The organism is Methylobacterium sp. J-001 (genome assembly GCF_022829565.1).
Classification (GTDB): domain Bacteria; phylum Pseudomonadota; class Alphaproteobacteria; order Rhizobiales; family Beijerinckiaceae; genus Methylobacterium.
The window spans coordinates 1-16,904 of record NZ_JAKSYN010000135.1; the positions used below are offsets into that span (position 1 = coordinate 1).

At 69.6% G+C, this 16,904-nt stretch carries 20 protein-coding genes; 9 read left to right on the forward strand and 11 right to left on the reverse strand.

The genetic code is table 11. The features are described from left to right. Nucleotides 1-245 precede the first annotated feature (245 nt). Together MKK65_RS16190 and MKK65_RS16195 are read right to left on the reverse strand one after the other, a co-directional pair. A complete protein-coding gene (locus tag MKK65_RS16190; protein ID WP_409565438.1) occupies nucleotides 246-467 on the reverse strand; it encodes a YbdD/YjiX family protein in 222 nt (73 codons plus the stop codon). Nucleotides 468-476: 9 nt separating this feature from the next. After that, nucleotides 477-2,537 carry a carbon starvation CstA family protein gene (locus tag MKK65_RS16195; protein WP_243958917.1) on the reverse strand — a complete coding sequence of 687 codons (2,061 nt, stop codon included), beginning with the start codon at nucleotides 2,535-2,537 and terminating at the stop codon, nucleotides 477-479. A gap of 286 nt (nucleotides 2,538-2,823) precedes the next feature. Here MKK65_RS16195 and MKK65_RS16200 point away from each other — a divergent pair, with 286 nt between their 5' ends. After that, nucleotides 2,824-3,690 carry an NAD(P)-dependent oxidoreductase gene (locus tag MKK65_RS16200; protein WP_243958919.1) on the forward strand — a complete coding sequence of 289 codons (867 nt, stop codon included), beginning with the start codon at nucleotides 2,824-2,826 and terminating at the stop codon, nucleotides 3,688-3,690. A 93-nt stretch (nucleotides 3,691-3,783) separates the two neighbouring features. On the opposite strand, the gene MKK65_RS16205 is transcribed toward MKK65_RS16200, so the two are convergent. Together MKK65_RS16205 and nhaA are read right to left on the reverse strand one after the other, a co-directional pair. After that, nucleotides 3,784-5,538 carry a carbamoyltransferase gene (locus MKK65_RS16205; RefSeq protein ID WP_243958921.1) on the reverse strand — a complete coding sequence of 585 codons (1,755 nt, stop codon included), beginning with the start codon at nucleotides 5,536-5,538 and terminating at the stop codon, nucleotides 3,784-3,786. A gap of 51 nt (nucleotides 5,539-5,589) precedes the next feature. Continuing rightward, a complete protein-coding gene (gene nhaA, locus MKK65_RS16210) occupies nucleotides 5,590-6,795 on the reverse strand; it encodes a Na+/H+ antiporter NhaA (protein ID WP_243958923.1) in 1,206 nt (401 codons plus the stop codon). An 81-nt stretch (nucleotides 6,796-6,876) separates the two neighbouring features. Here nhaA and MKK65_RS16215 point away from each other — a divergent pair, with 81 nt between their 5' ends. Together MKK65_RS16215 and MKK65_RS16220 are read left to right on the forward strand one after the other, a co-directional pair. Further along, the gene (locus MKK65_RS16215) at nucleotides 6,877-7,149 is read left to right on the forward strand and encodes a DUF4926 domain-containing protein (protein WP_243958925.1); all 273 of its coding nucleotides are present in this window, start codon (nucleotides 6,877-6,879) and stop codon (nucleotides 7,147-7,149) included. Next, nucleotides 7,146-7,511, forward strand: coding sequence for a DUF6883 domain-containing protein (locus MKK65_RS16220; RefSeq protein ID WP_091861171.1), 366 nt, complete (start codon nucleotides 7,146-7,148; stop codon nucleotides 7,509-7,511). Before MKK65_RS16215 ends, MKK65_RS16220 begins: the two co-directional genes overlap by 4 nt. A gap of 12 nt (nucleotides 7,512-7,523) precedes the next feature. Here MKK65_RS16220 and tlpA read toward each other — a convergent pair whose 3' ends face one another. After that, on the reverse strand, nucleotides 7,524-8,165 hold the full coding sequence (tlpA, locus tag MKK65_RS16225; RefSeq protein ID WP_243958927.1) for a thiol:disulfide interchange protein TlpA: 642 nt from the start codon (nucleotides 8,163-8,165) through the stop codon (nucleotides 7,524-7,526). A 42-nt stretch (nucleotides 8,166-8,207) separates the two neighbouring features. Between tlpA and argH the strand changes: the two genes are divergently transcribed. Then, on the forward strand, nucleotides 8,208-9,587 hold the full coding sequence (gene argH / locus MKK65_RS16230; RefSeq protein ID WP_243958929.1) for an argininosuccinate lyase: 1,380 nt from the start codon (nucleotides 8,208-8,210) through the stop codon (nucleotides 9,585-9,587). Between the two features lie 170 nt (nucleotides 9,588-9,757). Here argH and MKK65_RS16235 read toward each other — a convergent pair whose 3' ends face one another. Continuing rightward, nucleotides 9,758-9,985 carry a hypothetical protein gene (locus MKK65_RS16235; RefSeq protein WP_243958931.1) on the reverse strand — a complete coding sequence of 76 codons (228 nt, stop codon included), beginning with the start codon at nucleotides 9,983-9,985 and terminating at the stop codon, nucleotides 9,758-9,760. A gap of 179 nt (nucleotides 9,986-10,164) precedes the next feature. Further along, entirely contained in the window at nucleotides 10,165-11,058 is an 894-nt protein-coding gene (locus MKK65_RS16240; RefSeq protein ID WP_243958933.1) for a hypothetical protein, read from the reverse strand. A 380-nt stretch (nucleotides 11,059-11,438) separates the two neighbouring features. Here MKK65_RS16240 and MKK65_RS16245 point away from each other — a divergent pair, with 380 nt between their 5' ends. From MKK65_RS16245 to MKK65_RS16255, 3 genes are all read left to right on the forward strand, one after another. Next, entirely contained in the window at nucleotides 11,439-11,930 is a 492-nt protein-coding gene (locus MKK65_RS16245) for an AAA family ATPase (protein WP_243958935.1), read from the forward strand. Between the two features lie 156 nt (nucleotides 11,931-12,086). Beyond that, on the forward strand, nucleotides 12,087-12,377 hold the full coding sequence (locus MKK65_RS16250) for a hypothetical protein (RefSeq protein ID WP_243958937.1): 291 nt from the start codon (nucleotides 12,087-12,089) through the stop codon (nucleotides 12,375-12,377). Between the two features lie 124 nt (nucleotides 12,378-12,501). Continuing rightward, complete coding sequence (locus MKK65_RS16255) at nucleotides 12,502-13,221, forward strand: invasion associated locus b family protein (protein WP_243958939.1); 720 nt, start codon at nucleotides 12,502-12,504, stop codon at nucleotides 13,219-13,221. Nucleotides 13,222-13,228: 7 nt separating this feature from the next. Here MKK65_RS16255 and MKK65_RS16260 read toward each other — a convergent pair whose 3' ends face one another. Together MKK65_RS16260 and MKK65_RS16265 are read right to left on the reverse strand one after the other, a co-directional pair. Further along, the gene (locus MKK65_RS16260; RefSeq protein WP_243958941.1) at nucleotides 13,229-13,558 is read right to left on the reverse strand and encodes a hypothetical protein; all 330 of its coding nucleotides are present in this window, start codon (nucleotides 13,556-13,558) and stop codon (nucleotides 13,229-13,231) included. 584 nt (nucleotides 13,559-14,142) lie between these two features. After that, the gene (locus tag MKK65_RS16265) at nucleotides 14,143-14,823 is read right to left on the reverse strand and encodes an HAD family hydrolase (protein ID WP_409565442.1); all 681 of its coding nucleotides are present in this window, start codon (nucleotides 14,821-14,823) and stop codon (nucleotides 14,143-14,145) included. Nucleotides 14,824-15,005: 182 nt separating this feature from the next. On the opposite strand from MKK65_RS16265, the gene MKK65_RS16270 reads away from it, so the two are divergent. After that, entirely contained in the window at nucleotides 15,006-15,326 is a 321-nt protein-coding gene (locus MKK65_RS16270) for a hypothetical protein (RefSeq protein WP_058195031.1), read from the forward strand. 9 nt (nucleotides 15,327-15,335) lie between these two features. On the opposite strand, the gene MKK65_RS16275 is transcribed toward MKK65_RS16270, so the two are convergent. Next, nucleotides 15,336-15,830, reverse strand: a complete 495-nt coding sequence (locus tag MKK65_RS16275; RefSeq protein WP_058195032.1) for a PAS domain-containing protein — start codon at nucleotides 15,828-15,830, stop codon at nucleotides 15,336-15,338. A gap of 226 nt (nucleotides 15,831-16,056) precedes the next feature. On the opposite strand from MKK65_RS16275, the gene msrA reads away from it, so the two are divergent. After that, nucleotides 16,057-16,713 (forward strand): peptide-methionine (S)-S-oxide reductase MsrA, encoded by a 657-nt coding sequence (gene msrA / locus MKK65_RS16280; protein WP_243958945.1) that lies wholly within the window; start codon nucleotides 16,057-16,059, stop codon nucleotides 16,711-16,713. Between the two features lie 3 nt (nucleotides 16,714-16,716). Here msrA and MKK65_RS16285 read toward each other — a convergent pair whose 3' ends face one another. Further along, nucleotides 16,717-16,878 (reverse strand): hypothetical protein, encoded by a 162-nt coding sequence (locus tag MKK65_RS16285; protein ID WP_201025839.1) that lies wholly within the window; start codon nucleotides 16,876-16,878, stop codon nucleotides 16,717-16,719. Nucleotides 16,879-16,904: the final 26 nt, after the last annotated feature.

The window sequence follows — 16,904 nt, forward strand, 5'->3', positions numbered from 1 at the left end:
CCGCCATGATGGCTTCGAGCCAGGCACGGTCCGCAGCGTTTACCTCGACGATGATCCCAGGGCGCATGCCCCGGACTCGCACACCATCACCGCGACGGGAAGCCCATGAGGGACTCTTCCGTCGCCTTCACTCCACTAGGGAAACGCCACGCTCGCGGAGCACGCGCTGCACTGGGTTGCTTCGCTGCGCTCGCAATGACGGTGTGGGACGACAAGCCCCGCACCGTTTGACGGCATCGCCTAACTCAGCAGCAGCGGAACCCCGAGGTGTTCCCCACGCCGAAGCGGGCGTTCTCGCGATTGCGGAAGAACTCCAGCTCGGTCATCGGCGCCTGGTCGGGATGGGTCCGGCGGATGTGGGCGGCGTAGGCCGCGTAATCCCCCTGCCCCACCATCAGCCGGGCGCCGTCGCAGACGCATTTGGACAGCGTCTGGAGGCGGCTGCGCAGGCTCTGCGGCTGCGACATGGCCATCCCTTACTCTGCCGCCGCGAGGCGCGGATCGGTCTCGAGGGCGGTCCAGCGATCCGCCCGCCAAGCCTTGAGGCAGGCTGCGATGCCGAAGCCCGCGATGGCGACGACGAGGCCGATGAACAGGGCCGCCAGGACGGCGTCGATCCGGTCGTTGAGGATGATCTGCGCCATCTGATCGGCGTTCTTGGCCGGTGCCAGAAGCTTGCCCTCGGCGGCGGCCGTCGCGTAGCGCTCGGCATGGGCCAGGAACCCGATCTTGGGGTCGGCGGAGAACAGCTTCTGCCAGCCGGCCGTGAGGGTGCAGAGGCACAGCCACGCGGTCGGGATGATGGTCACGAACGCGTAGCGCTCGCGCTTCATCTTGAAGATCACCACCGTGCAGAGCGTCAGCGCCACCGCGGCCAGCATCTGGTTGGAGATGCCGAAGAGCGGCCAGAGGGTGTTGATGCCGCCGAGCGGGTCGGTGACGCCCTGGTACAGGAAGTAGCCCCAGGCGCCGACCGCGATGGCGGTGGCCGCGATGCTCGGCCCCCAGGAGGTGGTGTTCTTGAACGACGGCACCGCCAGCCCGACGAGATCCTGCACCATGAAGCGGCAGGCCCGGGTACCCGCATCCACGGCGGTGAGGATGAACAAGGCCTCGAATAGGATCGCGAAGTGATACCAGAAGGCCATCATCGCCTTGCCGCCGATGGCCGAGGAGATGATGTGGGCCATGCCCACCGCCAGCGTCGGGGCGCCGCCGGCGCGGGAGATGATCGTGCGCTCGCCGACATCCGCGGCGGTCTGGGTGATCACCTCCGGAGTGGTGGCGAAGCCCAGCTTGGTGACGGCCGCGGCAGCGGTCTCGGGGGTGGTGCCGAGCAGCGCCGCGGGCGAGTTCATGGTGAAGTAGACGCCCGGGTCGATCACGCAGGCCGAGACCAGCGCCATGATCGCCACGAAGGATTCCATCAGCATGCCGCCGTAGCCGATGAAGCGGGCATCGGTCTCGCTGGCGATCAGCTTCGGGGTGGTGCCGGACGAGATCAGGGCGTGGAAGCCCGAGACCGCACCGCAGGCGATGGTGATGAACAGGAACGGGAACAGGCTGCCGGCCCAGACCGGCCCGGTGCCGTCCACGAACTTGGTCATCGCGGGCATCTGCATGTGCGGCGCGACGACCGCGATGCCGAGCGCCAGCCCGACGATGGTGCCGATCTTGAGGAAGGTCGAGAGGTAGTCCCGCGGCGCCAGCAGCAGCCAGACCGGCAGGATCGAGGCCACGAAGCCGTAGCCGATCAGCATCCAGCAGAGCTGCGGGCCGGTGAAGGTGAAGGCCGGGCCCCAGACCGGGCTCGCGGCGACCGAGCCGCCGCCGATGATCGCCAGCATCAGGAGGACGAAGCCGAGGATCGAGACTTCACCGATCCGGCCCGGGCGGATGTAGCGCGAATACACGCCCATCAGCATCGCGATCGGGATCGTCGACATCACCGTGAAGGTGCCCCATGGGCTCTCGGCCAGCGCCTTGACCACGATCAGCGCCAGCACGGCCAGCAGGATCACCATGATCAGGAAGGTGCCGAACAGCGCGATGATGCCCGGCACGGTGCCGAGCTCGGCCCGGATCAGCTCGCCGAGCGACCGGCCGTCCCGGCGCATCGACACGAACAGGACCATGAAGTCCTGCACCGCCCCGGCCAGCACCACGCCGGCCAGGATCCACAGCATGCCGGGCAGGTAGCCCATCTGCGCGGCGAGCACCGGGCCGACCAGAGGGCCCGCGCCCGCGATCGCCGCGAAATGGTGGCCGAACAGGACGCTGCGGTTGGTGGGCACGTAGTCGAGCCCGTCATTGTGCCGGACCGCCGGTGTCTGACGCGTCGGGTCGAGGCGCATCACCTTCTCGGCGATGAATTTCGAATAGTAGCGGTAGGCGATCATGTAGACGCAGACGGCCGCGACCACGATCCAGAGCGCGTTGATCGTCTCGCCGCGCTGGGTGGCCACGATCGCCAAAGCCGCGGCGCCGAGCGCTCCCACAAGGGCCCAGGGCCCGTGCCTGCCGATCGCCGTACCCATCCGTCCCGCTCCCTACCGATCGCCTCGCACTCGGGGCCGCTGGGGCCACCGGCTGGGACTCCAAGGCCCCGGGCTACACTGCGGGTTTATCCTATTGGTCTGCCGTTGACGCAAGCGATCCGAGCTGTGATGCAGCTTCGCGGGCGGCACGACGCCCGATCTGTTACATCGGGCCAACATCTCGGCCCCGGCCGTCGTCGCGGCCGGCCCCGGAAACCGTCGCCGGCTGCGCCTCAAGCGGAGGCCCGGTGCCGGCGTGATTCGGCCCTGGGAGGAGCGGACAACAATGGCGAAGGTCGCATTCCTGGGTCTCGGCGTGATGGGCGGCCCGATGGCCGGACACCTGGCCAAGAAGGGCCACGACGTCACCGTCTACAACCGGACCACCCCGAAGGCCGAGGCCTGGGTGAAGGCCCATGGCGGCGCCTTCGCGGCCACGCCCCGGGAGGCGGTCGCGGGCGCCGAGATCGTGTTCGCCTGCGTCGGCAACGACGACGACCTGCGCAGTGTCGTGCTGGGCGATGACGGGGCACTCGCCGGCATGGCATCCGGTTCGGTGTTCGTCGACCACACCACCGCCTCGGCCGAGGTCGCCCGGGAGCTCGCCGCGGCCGCCGAGGCCAAGGGGCTCGGCTTCGTCGACGCGCCGGTCTCCGGCGGCCAGGCCGGCGCCGAGAACGGCGTACTTACCGTGATGTGCGGCGGCGCGCCGGAGACCTATGCCAAGGTCGAGGCGGCGATCGGTTCCTTCGCCCGGGCCTGCCGCCTGATGGGCCCGGTGGGCTCCGGCCAGCTCACCAAGATGGTCAACCAGATCTGCATCGCCGGGCTGGTCCAGGGCCTGTCCGAGGGCGTTCACTTCGCCAAGCGCGCCGGCCTCGACGTGGAGGCGGTGCTCGATGTGATCTCCAAGGGCGCCGCCGGCTCCTGGCAGATGGAGAATCGCGGCAAGACCATGAACCAGGGCAAGTTCGACTTCGGCTTCGCGGTCGACTGGATGCGCAAGGATCTGGGCATCCTGCTCGACGAGGCTCGCCGCAACGGCGCCACGCTCCCGGTCTCGGCGCTCGTCGACCAGTTCTACGCCGAGGTGCAGTCCATGGGTGGCAACCGCTGGGACACGTCGAGCCTGGTGGCGCGCCTGGAGCGCTGAGGCCGGCCACCTTGGGCTGCCCTTTTGGGCTGCCCTCAGACGACAGGTCCTGCCGAATGCCACGCCGTGCCCCCCCCCGGGGCGCGGCGTGTCCTATTTCACGACCAGCCAATCCTCGACCACGAGGGCGTCGAGGCCGGTGGTGTAGAACATCAGGATCGCGTCCTCCGCGCTGTGGAGGATCGGCTTGCCCATCACGTTGAAGCTCGTGTTGAGCAGGATCGGCACCCCGGTGATGTCCGCGAAGGCGGCGATCAGGGCCGCGTAGGCCGGATTACGCTCCGGCGTGACGCTCTGAAGCCGACCGGTCCCGTCCTGGTGGACTACGGCCGGCACGCGGGCCCGGACGTGCTCACGCCAGACCAGGGTGCGCTCCATGTACGGGCTGTCGGCGTAATCCGCGAACCAGTCCGGCCCGGCCTCGGCCAAGATCGAGGGCGCGAACGGCCGGAACGCCTCGCGGTACTTCACCTTGGCGTTGAGCGCATCCTTGGCGCCCTCCGGCCGCGGGTCGGCTAGGATCGAGCGGTTGCCGAGCGCCCGGGGGCCGAACTCGGCCCGGCCCTGCACCCAGCCGACGAGGCCGCCCGCGGCCAGGATCTGCGCGGCGGCCCGGGTCGCCTCCGCGTGTCCGACGCATTTGGCCCGCGGCTCCTGCTCGGCCAAGCGCTCCATCGCGGTGGTCGAGACCCGGGAGCCGAGATAGGGCGTCAGCGGGCGCGAGGCGGCGGGCGGGCCGGCCCAGTCCGGATGGTCCTCCGCGTAGGCGAGCCAGGCGGCGCCCACCGCGTTGCCGTCATCGGCCGGCGCCGAGGGGACGTGCAGCCGGGCGAAGCCGGAGCGGCCGAGCATCCGTCCATTATACGACGAGTTGAGACCGCACCCGCCGGCGATCACGAGGTTGTCGGAGGGGCCGAGGGCGGCGGCCTCGGCCACCAGCACGTCCATCAAAGTCCCGAAAAAATCCTGGCCGCAGCGGGCGAGGTCGGCCCAGCCGGTCTCCGAAGCGTCCGCCGGGCGGCGCGCGCGGATTTCCGCGGCGACCGCCTGGATCGTCTCGGCCTCGGCGAAGCGCAGGCGACCGGACTCGATCGTGCAAAGCGGGGTCAGCAGGGCTGACAGGTCCGGATCGGGGTTTCCGTAGGGGGCGAGCCCCATGATCTTCCATTCCTCGCCCTTCACTTGGTCGAAGCCGGCCAGATCGGTGATCAGCCCGTACAGGAAGCCGAGCGATCCGCGGCCGCGATGGCGGCGCAGCTCGGTGATCCGGCCGTCCTGCAATCGGTAGATCGCCGCCGCGCCGGTCTCGCCCATGCCGTCGACCACCAGGGCGGTGGCCTCCACGAACGGGCTGCCCCAGAGCCCGTAGGCGGCGTGGCAGAGATGGTGCGGGTAGCGCCGCTGCCCGGCGATCGTCGCACGCGGCGTCCCGGTGATCCGCGCCTCTTGGTTGAGGGCCAGCAGGGTACCGTGGCCCACTCGTTCCTGGGCGCCATGGAGGTCGGCGATGAACACCCGCTCGGCCTGCTCGGGCACGAAGGAGCGGTTGAGCGCTGTGGTGTGGGCGGCGAGCGCCATCAGATCGAAGGTGCCGGCCCCCGCCTGCCCGCGCAGGAATTCGGTGAATTGCGGGCCCCAGGTCGAGGCGACGACGAGCTCCGAGCCAGGCGGCACGTAGTCCTGCAACAGGGCGACGACCCGGGCCGGGATGTCCGGCTCGCAGTTCGGTGCGCGCTTGTACTGGAGGAAGCGCTCAGCAGCCTCGGCGAACAGCAGGGTGCCGTCCGGCCCGACGAGGGCGAGCGCCGGATCGTGGAAGGTGGTGGCGAGGCCGAGATAGAAGCGCATGCCCCGGCGAGGTAGCGCATTTTCGTGCGCAGCGAAGCCCGGGCATGGCGGCTACCGGCATGCTGCGGGGCGCGGCGCCAGCAGAAGAATCGCCGCCCCCGCGAGTCCCGACAGGGCCGAGCCCGCCAGCACGCCGAGCTTCACCGCGGTCTCGTGCTGCGGGTCCGCAAAGGCGAGACCGCCGATGAACAGGCTCATGGTGAACCCGATCCCGCACAGGACCGCGACGCCGTAGACTTGGCCCCACCCGGCCCCGGCCGGCCGCTGCGCCCAGCCGAGCGCGACGGCGAGCCGCAGGCTGGCGAACACGCCGGCCTGCTTCCCCAGGAACAAACCCGCGGCGATGCCCAGCGTCACGGGCTGGAGCAGGGCGTCGGGTGTCAGGCCGGTCAGGTCCACCCCGGCATTGGCGAAGCCGAAGATCGGCACCACCAGGTAGGTGATCCAGGGCGCTAGCCCGTGCTCCAGGCGATGGAGCGTCGAATCCACGTCTTCCAGCCGGCCGGGGCTCACCCGGATCGGAATCGTGAAGGCCAGCAGCACCCCCGCCACCGTGGCGTGGATCCCGGAGCGCAGCACCAGCAGCCACAGCGCCAGGCCGAGCAGCCAATAGGCCGACAGCCACGTCACACCCGCGCGATTGAGGCCGTAGAGGCCGGCCAGTACCAGTGCGGCCAGCCCCAGCATCCCGACATCGAGGCCGGAGCCATAGAACAGCGCGATCACCACCACGGCGCCGAGATCGTCGACGATGGCCACGGCGCTCAGGAAGATCTTAAGGGAGACCGGCACCCGCTTGCCGAGCAGCGCCAGGACGCCGAGCGCGAAGGCGATGTCGGTGGCCGCCGGGATCGCCCAGCCGCGCAGGGTCCCGGCGCCGAGATTGGCCGCCGCGTAGACCAGGGCCGGTACCGCCATGCCGCCGAACGCCGCGATGCCGGGCAGCACCCGATCCGGCCAGGTGCGCAGCCGCCCGTCGAGCGCCTCGCGCTTGATCTCCAGCCCGACCAGCAAGAAGAACCCGGCCATCAGGCCGTCGTTGATCCAGTGCTGCACGCTCATCGGCCCGAGCATCGCGTGGAGCCCGTGCGCGTAGGCCTCGGCGAACGGGCCGTTGGCGACCACGAGGGCCAGCGCCGCCGCGGCCATCAGGATCAGCCCGCCCGCGGCCTCGCTCGCCAGCATGGTGCGGATGGCCGAGAGCGGGCGCCGGCCGCGGGCCGGTGAGGCGCGGTCGGGATTGGAAGGCGGCTTCATCGCGGGCAGGCTTGGCTTGGTTCGGGGGTGGGGGCAAGGGGCGCCTTGCATCGCGGGGCGGCCGTCCCGTATCGTCATGCCATGTCAGACCGGCTGCTCTCGCTGGTGGTCGACAGCCGTTCCCCTGCAGATCGGGCTCCTACGGGGACCGCATTCCGGGAACTCGACCGCGTTCGGACCCTCGCCGAGGTGATCGGTGAAGATGGTGAGCGCGTGCCCGTTGGCAGCACCGGGACGATCGTCGCCGTCTGGGGCGCGGGCGCCGCCTTCGATGTCGAGTTCACGCGGCCGGTCGAGGCGCTCGCCGCCATCGCGCCCGAGTCCCTGGTCCTCGTGGAGCGCGCCAGCGCTTGATCGGCCCGGTCGGCTACCCGGCACAGTTCCGGGTCGATGACGACAAGGTGCGGCGCTACCTGCTCGATCCGGATCACGAGGATGGCGGGCCGAAATGCGCCTTCCTGCTGAGCCTCGGCTTCGCGATCGACGATCCGATAACGCTGATGACGGCCCTTGTCGGCCACCCGACGCCGTCCACGCTCACAAGAGCCTATCCGGTGCCGTACGGCCTGCGGTACCACTTCGAAGGGCCGATGCCTTGTCCCAATGGAACCGCGGCGAACATTCGGACCGTCTGGCAGGTCGATGACCAGCCTGGGCTGCATCCGGCGCGGTTCATTACCCTGAAGCCGCTCCGGAAAGCGCCGCGCGATCCATAACGCGCCGTCCCCTCACGACACCTTTCCCAAAACCGCGCGGATCAACCCCAGCCCGTCGGGACTCGACCAGGCGGCGGGGCCCTTCATCACCCCGATGGTGCAGCCCTGCGCATCGATCAGCATCGTGGTCGGCAGGCCCGGGGATTGCGTGTCGCGCTGGATCGCGGGCAGCACGCGCCCGCCTGGATCGGCGTAGAACGGCAGGGCGTGGATGCCGGCCTGCTTGAGCCATTCCGGCGGCTTGTCGAGGTTGCGGGTGTCGACGTTGATCGCCACGACGGCGAAATCCGGCCCGCCGAGTTCCGCCTGAAGGCGGTCGAGCGCCGGCATCTCGGCCTTGCAGGGGGCGCACCAGGTCGCCCAGAGGTTGACCAGCAGCAGCCGGCCCTTGAAGTCGGAGAGCCCGGTCTCGGCGCCGTCCGGCCCCTTGAACCGGATCTCGGGCGCGGGCCGCGCCTGCTTCAGGGCCTGCATGCCTGCGACCTCGCCCTTGGCGGCGGCGTCGACCCGGGCGAGTGCGTTGGTCGCGCCCGCGCAGGGCTGAGCCGCCCCGCCCGTGTTGCCGGGCAGGAGACCGCTCCCGTATAGGGCGGTCCCGAGGACGGCGAGCGCGGCGAGGCCCGCGCCGGCCATCAGAGTGGTGCGACCGGGCATCAGGCTTGCCTGCCGGGACGTTCAGGGCGCGGAAGGATCGACATGAGCAACCGGATGTGGGGCGGCCGCTTTGCCAGCGGCCCGGCGGAGATCATGGAGGAGATCAACGCCTCCATCGGATTCGACAAGCGCCTCGCCCCCCAGGATATCCGCGGCTCGCTGGCGCATGTGGCGATGCTGGGCGCGGCCGGCATCCTTCCGGCAGAGGATGTGGCCGCGATCGAGGCCGGGCTCAAGTCCGTGCGCGACGAGATCGAGGCCGGGCGCTTCGTGTTCAAGCGCGAGCTCGAGGACATCCACATGTCGGTGGAGAGCCGGCTCACCGAGATCGTCGGCCCGGCGGCCGGGCGCCTGCACACGGCGCGCTCGCGCAACGACCAAGTCGCCACCGACATGAAGCTGTGGGTGCGCGACACCCTCGATTCCCTCGACCAGCAGGCTGCCGACCTGCAGCGGGCGCTCGCAGACACCGCGCTCAAGCATGCCGGCACGGTGATGCCGGGCTTCACCCATCTCCAGTCGGCCCAGCCGGTCACCTTCGGCCACCATTGCCTGGCCTATGTCGAGATGCTCGCCCGGGACCGCGGCCGGTTCCGCGACGCCCGCGCCCGGCTCAACGAATGCCCGCTGGGCGCCGCGGCGCTCGCCGGCACCTCCTTCCCGATCGACCGGCACGCCACCGCGGCGGCCCTGGGCTTCGATCGGCCGACCGCGAACTCCCTGGATTCGGTGGCCGACCGCGACTTCGCCCTGGAATCGCTGGCCGCCGCCTCGATCTGCGCGGTGCATCTCTCGCGCTTCGCCGAGGAACTGGTGGTCTGGACTTCGGCGCAGTTCAACTTCGTCAAGCTGTCGGACGGCTACACCACCGGCTCGTCGATCATGCCCCAGAAGCGCAACCCCGACGCGGCCGAGCTGGTGCGGGCGAAATCCGGCCGGATCATCGGCGCGCTGACCGGCCTGCTGGTGGTGATGAAGGGCCTGCCGCTCGCCTATTCGAAGGACATGCAGGAGGACAAGGAGGGCACGTTCGATGCCCTCCAGGCCCTGTCCCTGTGCCTGGCCGCCATGACCGGCATGGTGAAGGACCTGGAGCCCAACGCCGACGTGCTCGCCCGAGCCGCCGGTTCCGGCTACGCCACCGCGACCGACCTCGCCGACTGGCTCGTGCGCGAGCTCGGCCTGCCGTTCCGCCAGGCCCACCACGTCACCGGCCGTCTGGTCGGCGCCGCCTCGGCCAAGGGCGTCGGGCTGGAAGAGCTGTCGCTGCCCGAGATGCAGGAGGCCGAGCCGCGGATCACCGACGCGGTCTACGCTGTGCTCGGCGTCGCAAACTCCGTGGCCAGCCGCACCAGCTACGGCGGCACCGCGCCGGACAATGTCCGGGCACAGGCGCAGCGCTGGATCGAGCGGCTCGGCTGAGCACGCATTGGCGGCGGACAATCCTGGTTTCAAAAGGTCTTCGACCTTTTGCGGGTCCAGGGCGGAGCCCTGGTTCCTCGGGGGCTCCACTACCAAACCTGACTGGCGCATCGTCCTGAATATCGGAATCAAGACGGCGCGCTGGGACTTCGAGTTTGCAGCATCTTTTTCTAGGTGCCCGTCGAACGCAGTGAGGCCTGAAATTTCAGGTGCGCCTGCGACGGCCGGCTATCGATCATCTTTTTGGTTTGCGCGTCGCGCTCCAGCTTGGCTTCGACGACCTTGTTCTCGGTCACCTGCCGGCTGGTCTTGTCGGGCTCGTTGGCTTTATGCGCGCGACTCGCGCTGGACGCGTGATGCGCGGAGGAATGGGCGGTCGTCGCGCTGATCTTGTCCACGATACAATACCCTGCGGTTTCCTAAGATCTTGAGTGTGCATCATCCCGGAAGTCGGACGCGACCTTTCGGGATGATGCTCTAAGTTCTCGATGTGATGCGCTCGCCGACACCGAACCGGAACCCGCTTCGGCGGCAAACGCTCTGGCACCACCGAACCGATCCGCCCTCGCGACGCCCATTAGACCCGGACGCGACTTGGCTCGGTCGGCTGGGTGACCAGCGTGGCGAGGCCGGTCTGGAGGGCCGATCTGGTTTCGATCACCGGACTGGTGGCGTCCGGCAAGACCGGCTGGCCGTGCAGGACCCGCTCCACCGCCCGCTTCGACGCCGCGGCCTCGTCCAGCAGCTTGCGCACGTCTGCCTCGAAGGTGTCGTCGCCCTGACCGCCCGACCCTTGCCGAAGCCGGGTGCCGGGATAGGCTTCGTCCTCCGGCAAGGATCGGGGCTGCTCGGCGTCATCGGTGGTCGCATGTGGTGACGCCGCGCTCGGATCGTCCGCCGCCGCATGGCTCTGTGCTGCCACCGCGTCCGGATCGTCCGCAGGCGCGCTCGATTCGGCCTGTGGCGTTTCCGAGCTGGCCCCCTCCTGTCCAGGGGCTGCGCCCATATCGATCGCCGCCGTCACCTCGGCGAGGCTGGCCGCTGTGAAGCCTGGCTCCCCCCCTGCGGCGGCATAGTCCCGGGCGATATCGGCAATCTCCCGGGCCACCTTGGCCAAGTCCTGGGCGATGAGCGCTGCCGCCTTCCTGTCACCGGAGACGACGGCCGCGAGGGCTTCGGCCTTGAGCCGCCGGAGCTTCCGCTCGGCCTCCTGGAGCGCGAAGGCTGTGGCGTCCCGCTGGCTGGTCCGCGCCGAGGCCAGGGTGATCAGCACGCTGCTGATCTGGGACAGCTTGGCGTAGCCCAGCCGATCCGGAGGCGCCAACCGCGCATCCTCATCCGGCTCTGCACCGGCCCCGCCCTCTTGTGCCGTCCCATGCGCGTCGGCCGCGATCCCCGGGCTCGCCGGCTTGTGCGCAGCCGGGCGCTGAGGCCCCTCGATCGCCGCCACCCGGTTCACAGATCCAACCATGGCCACCTGCCGCGCGGAACTGTCGTACGCCGATGGAATCAGACGAGATCGGCAAGAAATACATACGCCGCGCTGAAGCTTTTCACAAATTCAACTCTTGGCTTATGATGATGAGCGCAGAAATCGGCCCTCGCCCAGAACAAGTCACTTCGCTCAGCGGGCGACTTCGACATCAGTCTGCGTCGCGCTCCGCCATCATTCTGGGCCGCCTCTAGCCTGGGGTGATGAAAGCTGGCATCACTCGTTCATGACCTTGTCGATTCCCCGCGCAGGCGCTGCGATTCGCAGCCGAATTCACGGCCCGGCCTGATCCGTCAGGCCGGGTCTGCCCGCCCGTGAACGTTGTGCCGCCCGGTGCGCCGTCCCCAAGGTCGAAGCTCATGCCTGCCCAGGAACCGGTACTGCATCTCGTATGCGGCAAGATCGCTGCCGGAAAATCGACGCTGACCGCCAGCCTCGGCGCCCATCCCGGCACCATCGTGGTGGCCGAGGATCGCTGGCTCGCCCGGCTGTATCCCGACGAGCAGACCTGCCTCGACGATTATGCGCGCCACTCGGCCCGCCTGCGGAGCGTGATGGGTCCGCACGTGGTCGACCTGCTTCGGGCCGGGCTCTCGGTGGTGCTGGATTTCCCCGCCAATACCGTCGCCAGCCGGGATTGGATGCGCACCCAGTTCGAGGACGCAGGCGTGGCCCATCGGCTGCATTATCTCTATGTCGCCGACGACGTGTGCAAGGCGCGCCTGCGGGCGCGGAATGCCTCGGGCGCGCACGATTTCACGGTGACGGACGCGCAGTTCGAGCTGTTTACCCAATACTTTGCGGCGCCGACCCCGGACGAGGGATTCGACGTGATCCTGCATCGCCCGTAACGGGGCCGGCCCCGGCGGATGCATCGGTCACGGCTACCCACACCCACCCACAGGCCCTACGCGAATTTGTGCATCGCAACCTTCCGTGGGCCTGCGCGTTCACCCTCTGGCTAAGTCTGGTCCGTTAGAAGCTCGGCTGTGTGGATCGGAGATCGCATGATGCCTGTCGAGAGTTGGCTGAAGCCGGAAGAGGTGCCCGAACTCGCGGCACGGGCTACGGCCATGATCGATGCCGCCCTGACCGGCTCGGGCCTGACCCGGGAGACCTATTGGTCGGCAGTCCGCAAGGGTTACAACACTCCCTATAACGACCCGCCCCGCAAGCGCACGCCCCCGGCCCAGCCCAATGCGGTGCCGCCCGCCCTGGGCGTGCAGGCGGCCACCGATCCTGTATCGGTCCCCGCGGCGGTCATCGCGGCCCTGGCCGCAGAGGTTCGGGCGGTCTGAGTCGTCCCACGCTGTTGGCCGCCATCGAGCTTGGCTGCCATCTTGCCGACTTTTTACGCGGGCTTCACTAATCCCGATCCCCGGTTCGGCCCCGTATGGGGCCGCCCGTCGACAGGAAGTGAAGATGGTCCGCGTCCCCCGCCTGCTCCCGGTCGGAGCCCTCGCCCTGCTCGCCTCCGGTCTCGTCACCGGCCTCGTCGGGGCCATGGTCGGCGGGCTCACCTTGTCCACGACGGCCGCCCAGGCCCAGGAAGCCGCGCCCGAGGCAGGGTCCGACGAGGCACCGACGCGCCGCGGACGTCGGCAGCGCCGCGAGCGGGCGCCGCGGGCCGAAAGGAAGTCGGCGACACCTCCGGGGATGCAGCAGGCTACCCCGGTGGCGATTTTCGGCGACTGGAACGTGTTCGTGAATGGCGATGGCCGCGCCAAGCTCTGCTACGCCATCGCCCAGCCACAGACGCGCTCGCCCAAGACCCTGAAGCGCGACACCGCCTATCTGTTCGTGAGCGTGCGCAAGGGCGAGAACGTTCAGAACGAGGTGGCTGTGATGCTGGGCTTCCCGTCGAAGCCCGCGGCCGCCCAGGTCCGGCCGGGCTCCGCCGCAGCGCCCACCGACCCGAGCCTCAATCTCGGCACCGGCCGCTACGGCCTGGTGGTGAAGGACGGCAACGCCTGGCTGCAGAACCCGGCCGAGGAGGCCCGGGTGGTGTCTGAAATGAGCGCCCGCAACCCAAAGCTCATCATCAAGACCACTTCGCTCCGCGGCAACCCAACGAGCGACGAATACGCGCTCGCCGGGTTCGCAGAGGCGATGAAGCGCACCCGGGACGAGTGCGCCAAGTAGGGTCCGCTCAAGCCCGGCGGCGCAGCTCGGCCACCCGGTCGTGACGGGCGGCCGCGCGGGTGCGAGCCGCGACCCGCTCGCGGGCGGCGCGGGCCGCCTGCTCGGCATTGCGGAACACCGCACCGTCGAGGCCGTCGAAATCACGCGAGGACGAGAAGAAGCGCACACCGCGCCCCTCGGGCACGGCGATGCCGGCGGTGACCTCGCCGATCTCGATCACGCGCGGTGGCTTGGTCCGGCCCGCCGACGGATCGTCGGCGAGGGCGAAGCCTGCGGGCGCCACAGCGTCGGAATCGGGACGGTCGGTCTGTGTAAGGTCGATATCGAGACTGGGCATGGGACGGAATCCTGCCTTGGCCGGCGTCAGGGCCGTGCCGGAATGCGGGAAGGGTTGTCGCGGGTTCGTGCGGCTCAGGTTTCGCCGATCGCGTCGATCGTGCGCGTCTCTAGGCCCTCGATGTGACGCGCACGCTATGCCGGTCCGGCTCTGCGCGCGCCCAGCAGATCTGCCTCGGCGAGCCGGCGCTCGGCCCGCTCAGGCTTGCGATCGAATCCCGGGTTTCGACGCGAAACCCTTTTCGCGACGCGCGCGGCACCGACAGCACGGCCGATGGATCGGTACGGCGTGCCCATGACGGAGCGGGTGGCGAAGGGAGCCGGTTCGGGTCGACATCCATGTCCTCCAGCGTGAAGGACCGCGCGGCGCGGGCGCCGTCGCAGTGCTTTAGCGTTTGATGACGCGGCGCAAGCTACGCTTCTCAAATCACCGCGGCCGAGGGGGCAGGCCAGGACGCCCGCCCCGTTCGGCGAGGCCAAAGATGGGCCCGGGCCGCCCGCCCGTCAACGGAACGGGCTTCCGATTTTCGGGCCCGGCTTGGCAGGAAGCCGGTCCTGTCGGGCTCCCCGGGAGACGCGATGGTTTCAGGCCCCGGCGATCACGCCGGCCAGGTCGGCAAAGTCCGAGAAGACCCGATCGGCACCGGCGCGCAGGAGATCGGCCCCCGCGGGGTCATGGCCCCAATGGCCGCCGCCGGTGAAGCCGGCGACCCGCATGCCGGCATGCCTTGCCGCGGTGACGCCGGGCACGCTATCCTCGATCACCAGACAGGATTCTGGCGCCGCCCCCATACGCTCCGCGGCGAACAGGAACAGGTCGGGGAAGGGCTTGCCCCGGGCGACCTGGGCCGAGGAGAAGACGTGCTCGCCGAACAGCGGCAGCAGCCCGGTCAGGCCCAGGGAATGGCGCAGCCGCACCGGATCGCTGCTGGACGCGACGCAGGCCGGCAGGCCGAGCGCCGAGACCGCCTCGGCGACGCCGCGCATCGCGCGCAGCTCGGTATCGAACAATGCGAGCGTCTCGGCCTTGACCGTGTCCACGAAACCCGGGGGCGCGGTGACGCCGTAATCGTGCGCGACATGCTCCATGATCGACACCATGGAGGTGCCGGTGAAACGCGCGCGGACGGTCTCGAAGGTGATGCCGACGCCAATCCGGTTGAGGCCGGCCGTCAGGCAGGCGAGGCTCAGGGGCTCGCTGTCGACGAGAACGCCGTCGCAATCGAAGATCACCAAGGCGGGCGTCCGGGCGTGCGCGTCCAAGATCGACGGTCCTCGACGGCCCCGTGCCGCCGGGCGTCCCTGTGGCATGGGCCCCCGGGGGCGGCAACCGCGCGCATGCCGCAGTTCATCCTGTGCGGGCCCCGGCTTGCACCCGACGGCTCGGCCCCATACTCCCGGGGCGAGCGCCTCCCGGGGCGCGCAGGCATGGCTCAGAAGATCCCGCGATGTTCCGATTCCTGGCCCGCGTCCTGGGCTTCCTGCTGATGGCCGGCGGCTTCGTTGCGCTGGTCTATGACGGGGCCCGCTCGATCGCCAACAACGGCCTGCGGGTGACGCCGCTCTCGGACGTGATCGCCACCCTGTCCAAGGACAAGGCCGGCACCCTGCAGGGCAGCCTCGAAGGGGCCGCCCCCTGGCTCTGGCATTTGCTGGGCCTGCCGCTCACCCTCGCCCCGGCCTCGCTGATCGGTCTGGGGCTCGGGGCTGTGCTGCTCTGGCTCGGGCAGCCGGGCCGGGAGCCGATCGGGTTCCTGACGAAGCCCTAGCGGGCCGTCCTAGCGGTCGGCGAGGCGAGCCCGAGCTTCGGCGAGCTCAGCCTTCAGCCGTGCGACTTCGGCGGTCAGCGCGTAATGCTCGGTGACGTCGATCTGAGACGCGAAGAAGTAGACCACCGCGCCGGCATCATCCCGCACCGGCCCGACATACAGCGCGTTCTTGAAGACCGAGCCGTCCTTGCGGTAATTCACGAGATCGATCCGGATGTCCGTCTCCTGCCGGATCGCGGTGCGGAGGCGATCGACGTCGGCCGCATCGGTCTCCGGCCCCTGCAGGAAGCGACAGTTGCGCCCGGTGACCTCCAACCGTGTGTAGCCGGTCAGCTTCAGGAAGGCGTCGTTCGCGAACACGATCGGGTTGTCGTATTGCCGCGGATCGGTGACGATCATCGGCATCCGGGTCGCCCGCACGGCCGCCGCGAACGGGTCGCCCCGGTTCGACTCCGCTCTGAGATTATCCAGCACGTGGCTCGTGGCGGTCCAGCCCGTGTCCATCTGGTTTGAGCCCCTCACGCCGCAACCTGAAGGTCGCGGCTTCGCGTGCCTACAAGCCGGAAATTGCTGGCGCGGTCCAGTGCTCCGGTCGGGATTCGCCGCTCGCGCCGGGATTCTGGGCGGTCCGTACGGCCCGTACCAATGACCAACAAAGTCTTGGTCGCTTTCTCGGCAGCCCGGCCGTCCCCATATTCCGTTTACCCCAAAATCCGGAAGGCGAGAGACGATGTTCCTGTTCCGCAAGCGCCCCGAGATGCCGAGCGCCGCCGAGGCCCTGCCGGGGCGCCCGAACCCGATCCCGACCGCCGAGACCCACTTCGTCAACGGCAACCCGCTCAAGGGACCCTATCCCGAGGGGACCGAGACGATCGTGCTCGGGCTCGGCTGCTTCTGGGGTGCCGAGCGCCGCTTCTGGCAACTGCCGCAGGGCGTGTTCGTCACTGCGGTGGGCTATGCCGGGGGCCACACCCCGAACCCAACCTACGAGGAAGTCTGCACCGGCCAGACCGGCCACAACGAGGTGGTCCTGGTGGCCTTCGACCCGGCAGTGCTGCCCCTGGAAGCCCTGCTGCGGACCTTCTTCGAGAGTCACAACCCGACCCAGGGCATGCGCCAGGGCAACGATGTCGGCACGCAGTACCGCTCGGGCATCTACACCAGCGGGCCCGAGCAGGAGGCGACCGCCAAGGCCGTGCGCGCGGCCTATGCCGGGGCCCTGCGGACGCGCGACCTCCCGGACATCACCACCGAGATCGTGCCGCTGGAGACCTTCTACTTCGCGGAAGGCTACCACCAGCAATACCTTGCCAAGAATCCGGCCGGTTATTGCGGGCTCGGCGGCACCGGCGTCAGCTGCCCGCTGGGGACCGGAATCGCCGCCTGAGACTCATGGGGTGCCGGCCGGACGCGGCACCGGCGCCGCGGGCGCGGTGACGGCGCCCGCTTCGGGCTGAGGCGTGCTCCTCGGGCTGCGCAGGACGATGAGCACGCCGCCCACGACCGAGAGTGCGAGGGCGGTGACGAGGATGAGGAAAAGCCAGCGGGGCATCCGCTGGCCCTAGCACGGCGCGTCCG

Bases quoted from the DNA above. Each gene is read 5' to 3' on its own strand.
- MKK65_RS16275 (WP_058195032.1), bottom strand. From the start codon at position 15,830: ATGGACACGGGCTGGACCGCCACGAGCCACGTGCTGGATAATCTCAGA.
- tlpA (WP_243958927.1), bottom strand. From the start codon at position 8,165: ATGCCCGGTCGCACCACTCTGATGGCCGGCGCGGGCCTCGCCGCGCTC.
- MKK65_RS16270 (WP_058195031.1), top strand. From the start codon at position 15,006: ATGTTCCGATTCCTGGCCCGCGTCCTGGGCTTCCTGCTGATGGCCGGC.
- MKK65_RS16205 (WP_243958921.1), bottom strand. From the start codon at position 5,538: ATGCGCTTCTATCTCGGCCTCGCCACCACCTTCCACGATCCGGCGCTC.
- MKK65_RS16245 (WP_243958935.1), top strand. From the start codon at position 11,439: ATGCCTGCCCAGGAACCGGTACTGCATCTCGTATGCGGCAAGATCGCT.
- MKK65_RS16250 (WP_243958937.1), top strand. From the start codon at position 12,087: ATGATGCCTGTCGAGAGTTGGCTGAAGCCGGAAGAGGTGCCCGAACTC.
- argH (WP_243958929.1), top strand. From the start codon at position 8,208: ATGAGCAACCGGATGTGGGGCGGCCGCTTTGCCAGCGGCCCGGCGGAG.
- msrA (WP_243958945.1), top strand. From the start codon at position 16,057: ATGTTCCTGTTCCGCAAGCGCCCCGAGATGCCGAGCGCCGCCGAGGCC.
- MKK65_RS16195 (WP_243958917.1), bottom strand. From the start codon at position 2,537: ATGGGTACGGCGATCGGCAGGCACGGGCCCTGGGCCCTTGTGGGAGCG.
- MKK65_RS16240 (WP_243958933.1), bottom strand. From the start codon at position 11,058: ATGGTTGGATCTGTGAACCGGGTGGCGGCGATCGAGGGGCCTCAGCGC.
- nhaA (WP_243958923.1), bottom strand. From the start codon at position 6,795: ATGAAGCCGCCTTCCAATCCCGACCGCGCCTCACCGGCCCGCGGCCGG.
- MKK65_RS16255 (WP_243958939.1), top strand. From the start codon at position 12,502: ATGGTCCGCGTCCCCCGCCTGCTCCCGGTCGGAGCCCTCGCCCTGCTC.
- MKK65_RS16285 (WP_201025839.1), bottom strand. From the start codon at position 16,878: ATGCCCCGCTGGCTTTTCCTCATCCTCGTCACCGCCCTCGCACTCTCG.
- MKK65_RS16215 (WP_243958925.1), top strand. From the start codon at position 6,877: ATGTCAGACCGGCTGCTCTCGCTGGTGGTCGACAGCCGTTCCCCTGCA.
- MKK65_RS16260 (WP_243958941.1), bottom strand. From the start codon at position 13,558: ATGCCCAGTCTCGATATCGACCTTACACAGACCGACCGTCCCGATTCC.
- MKK65_RS16200 (WP_243958919.1), top strand. From the start codon at position 2,824: ATGGCGAAGGTCGCATTCCTGGGTCTCGGCGTGATGGGCGGCCCGATG.
- MKK65_RS16190 (WP_409565438.1), bottom strand. From the start codon at position 467: ATGTCGCAGCCGCAGAGCCTGCGCAGCCGCCTCCAGACGCTGTCCAAA.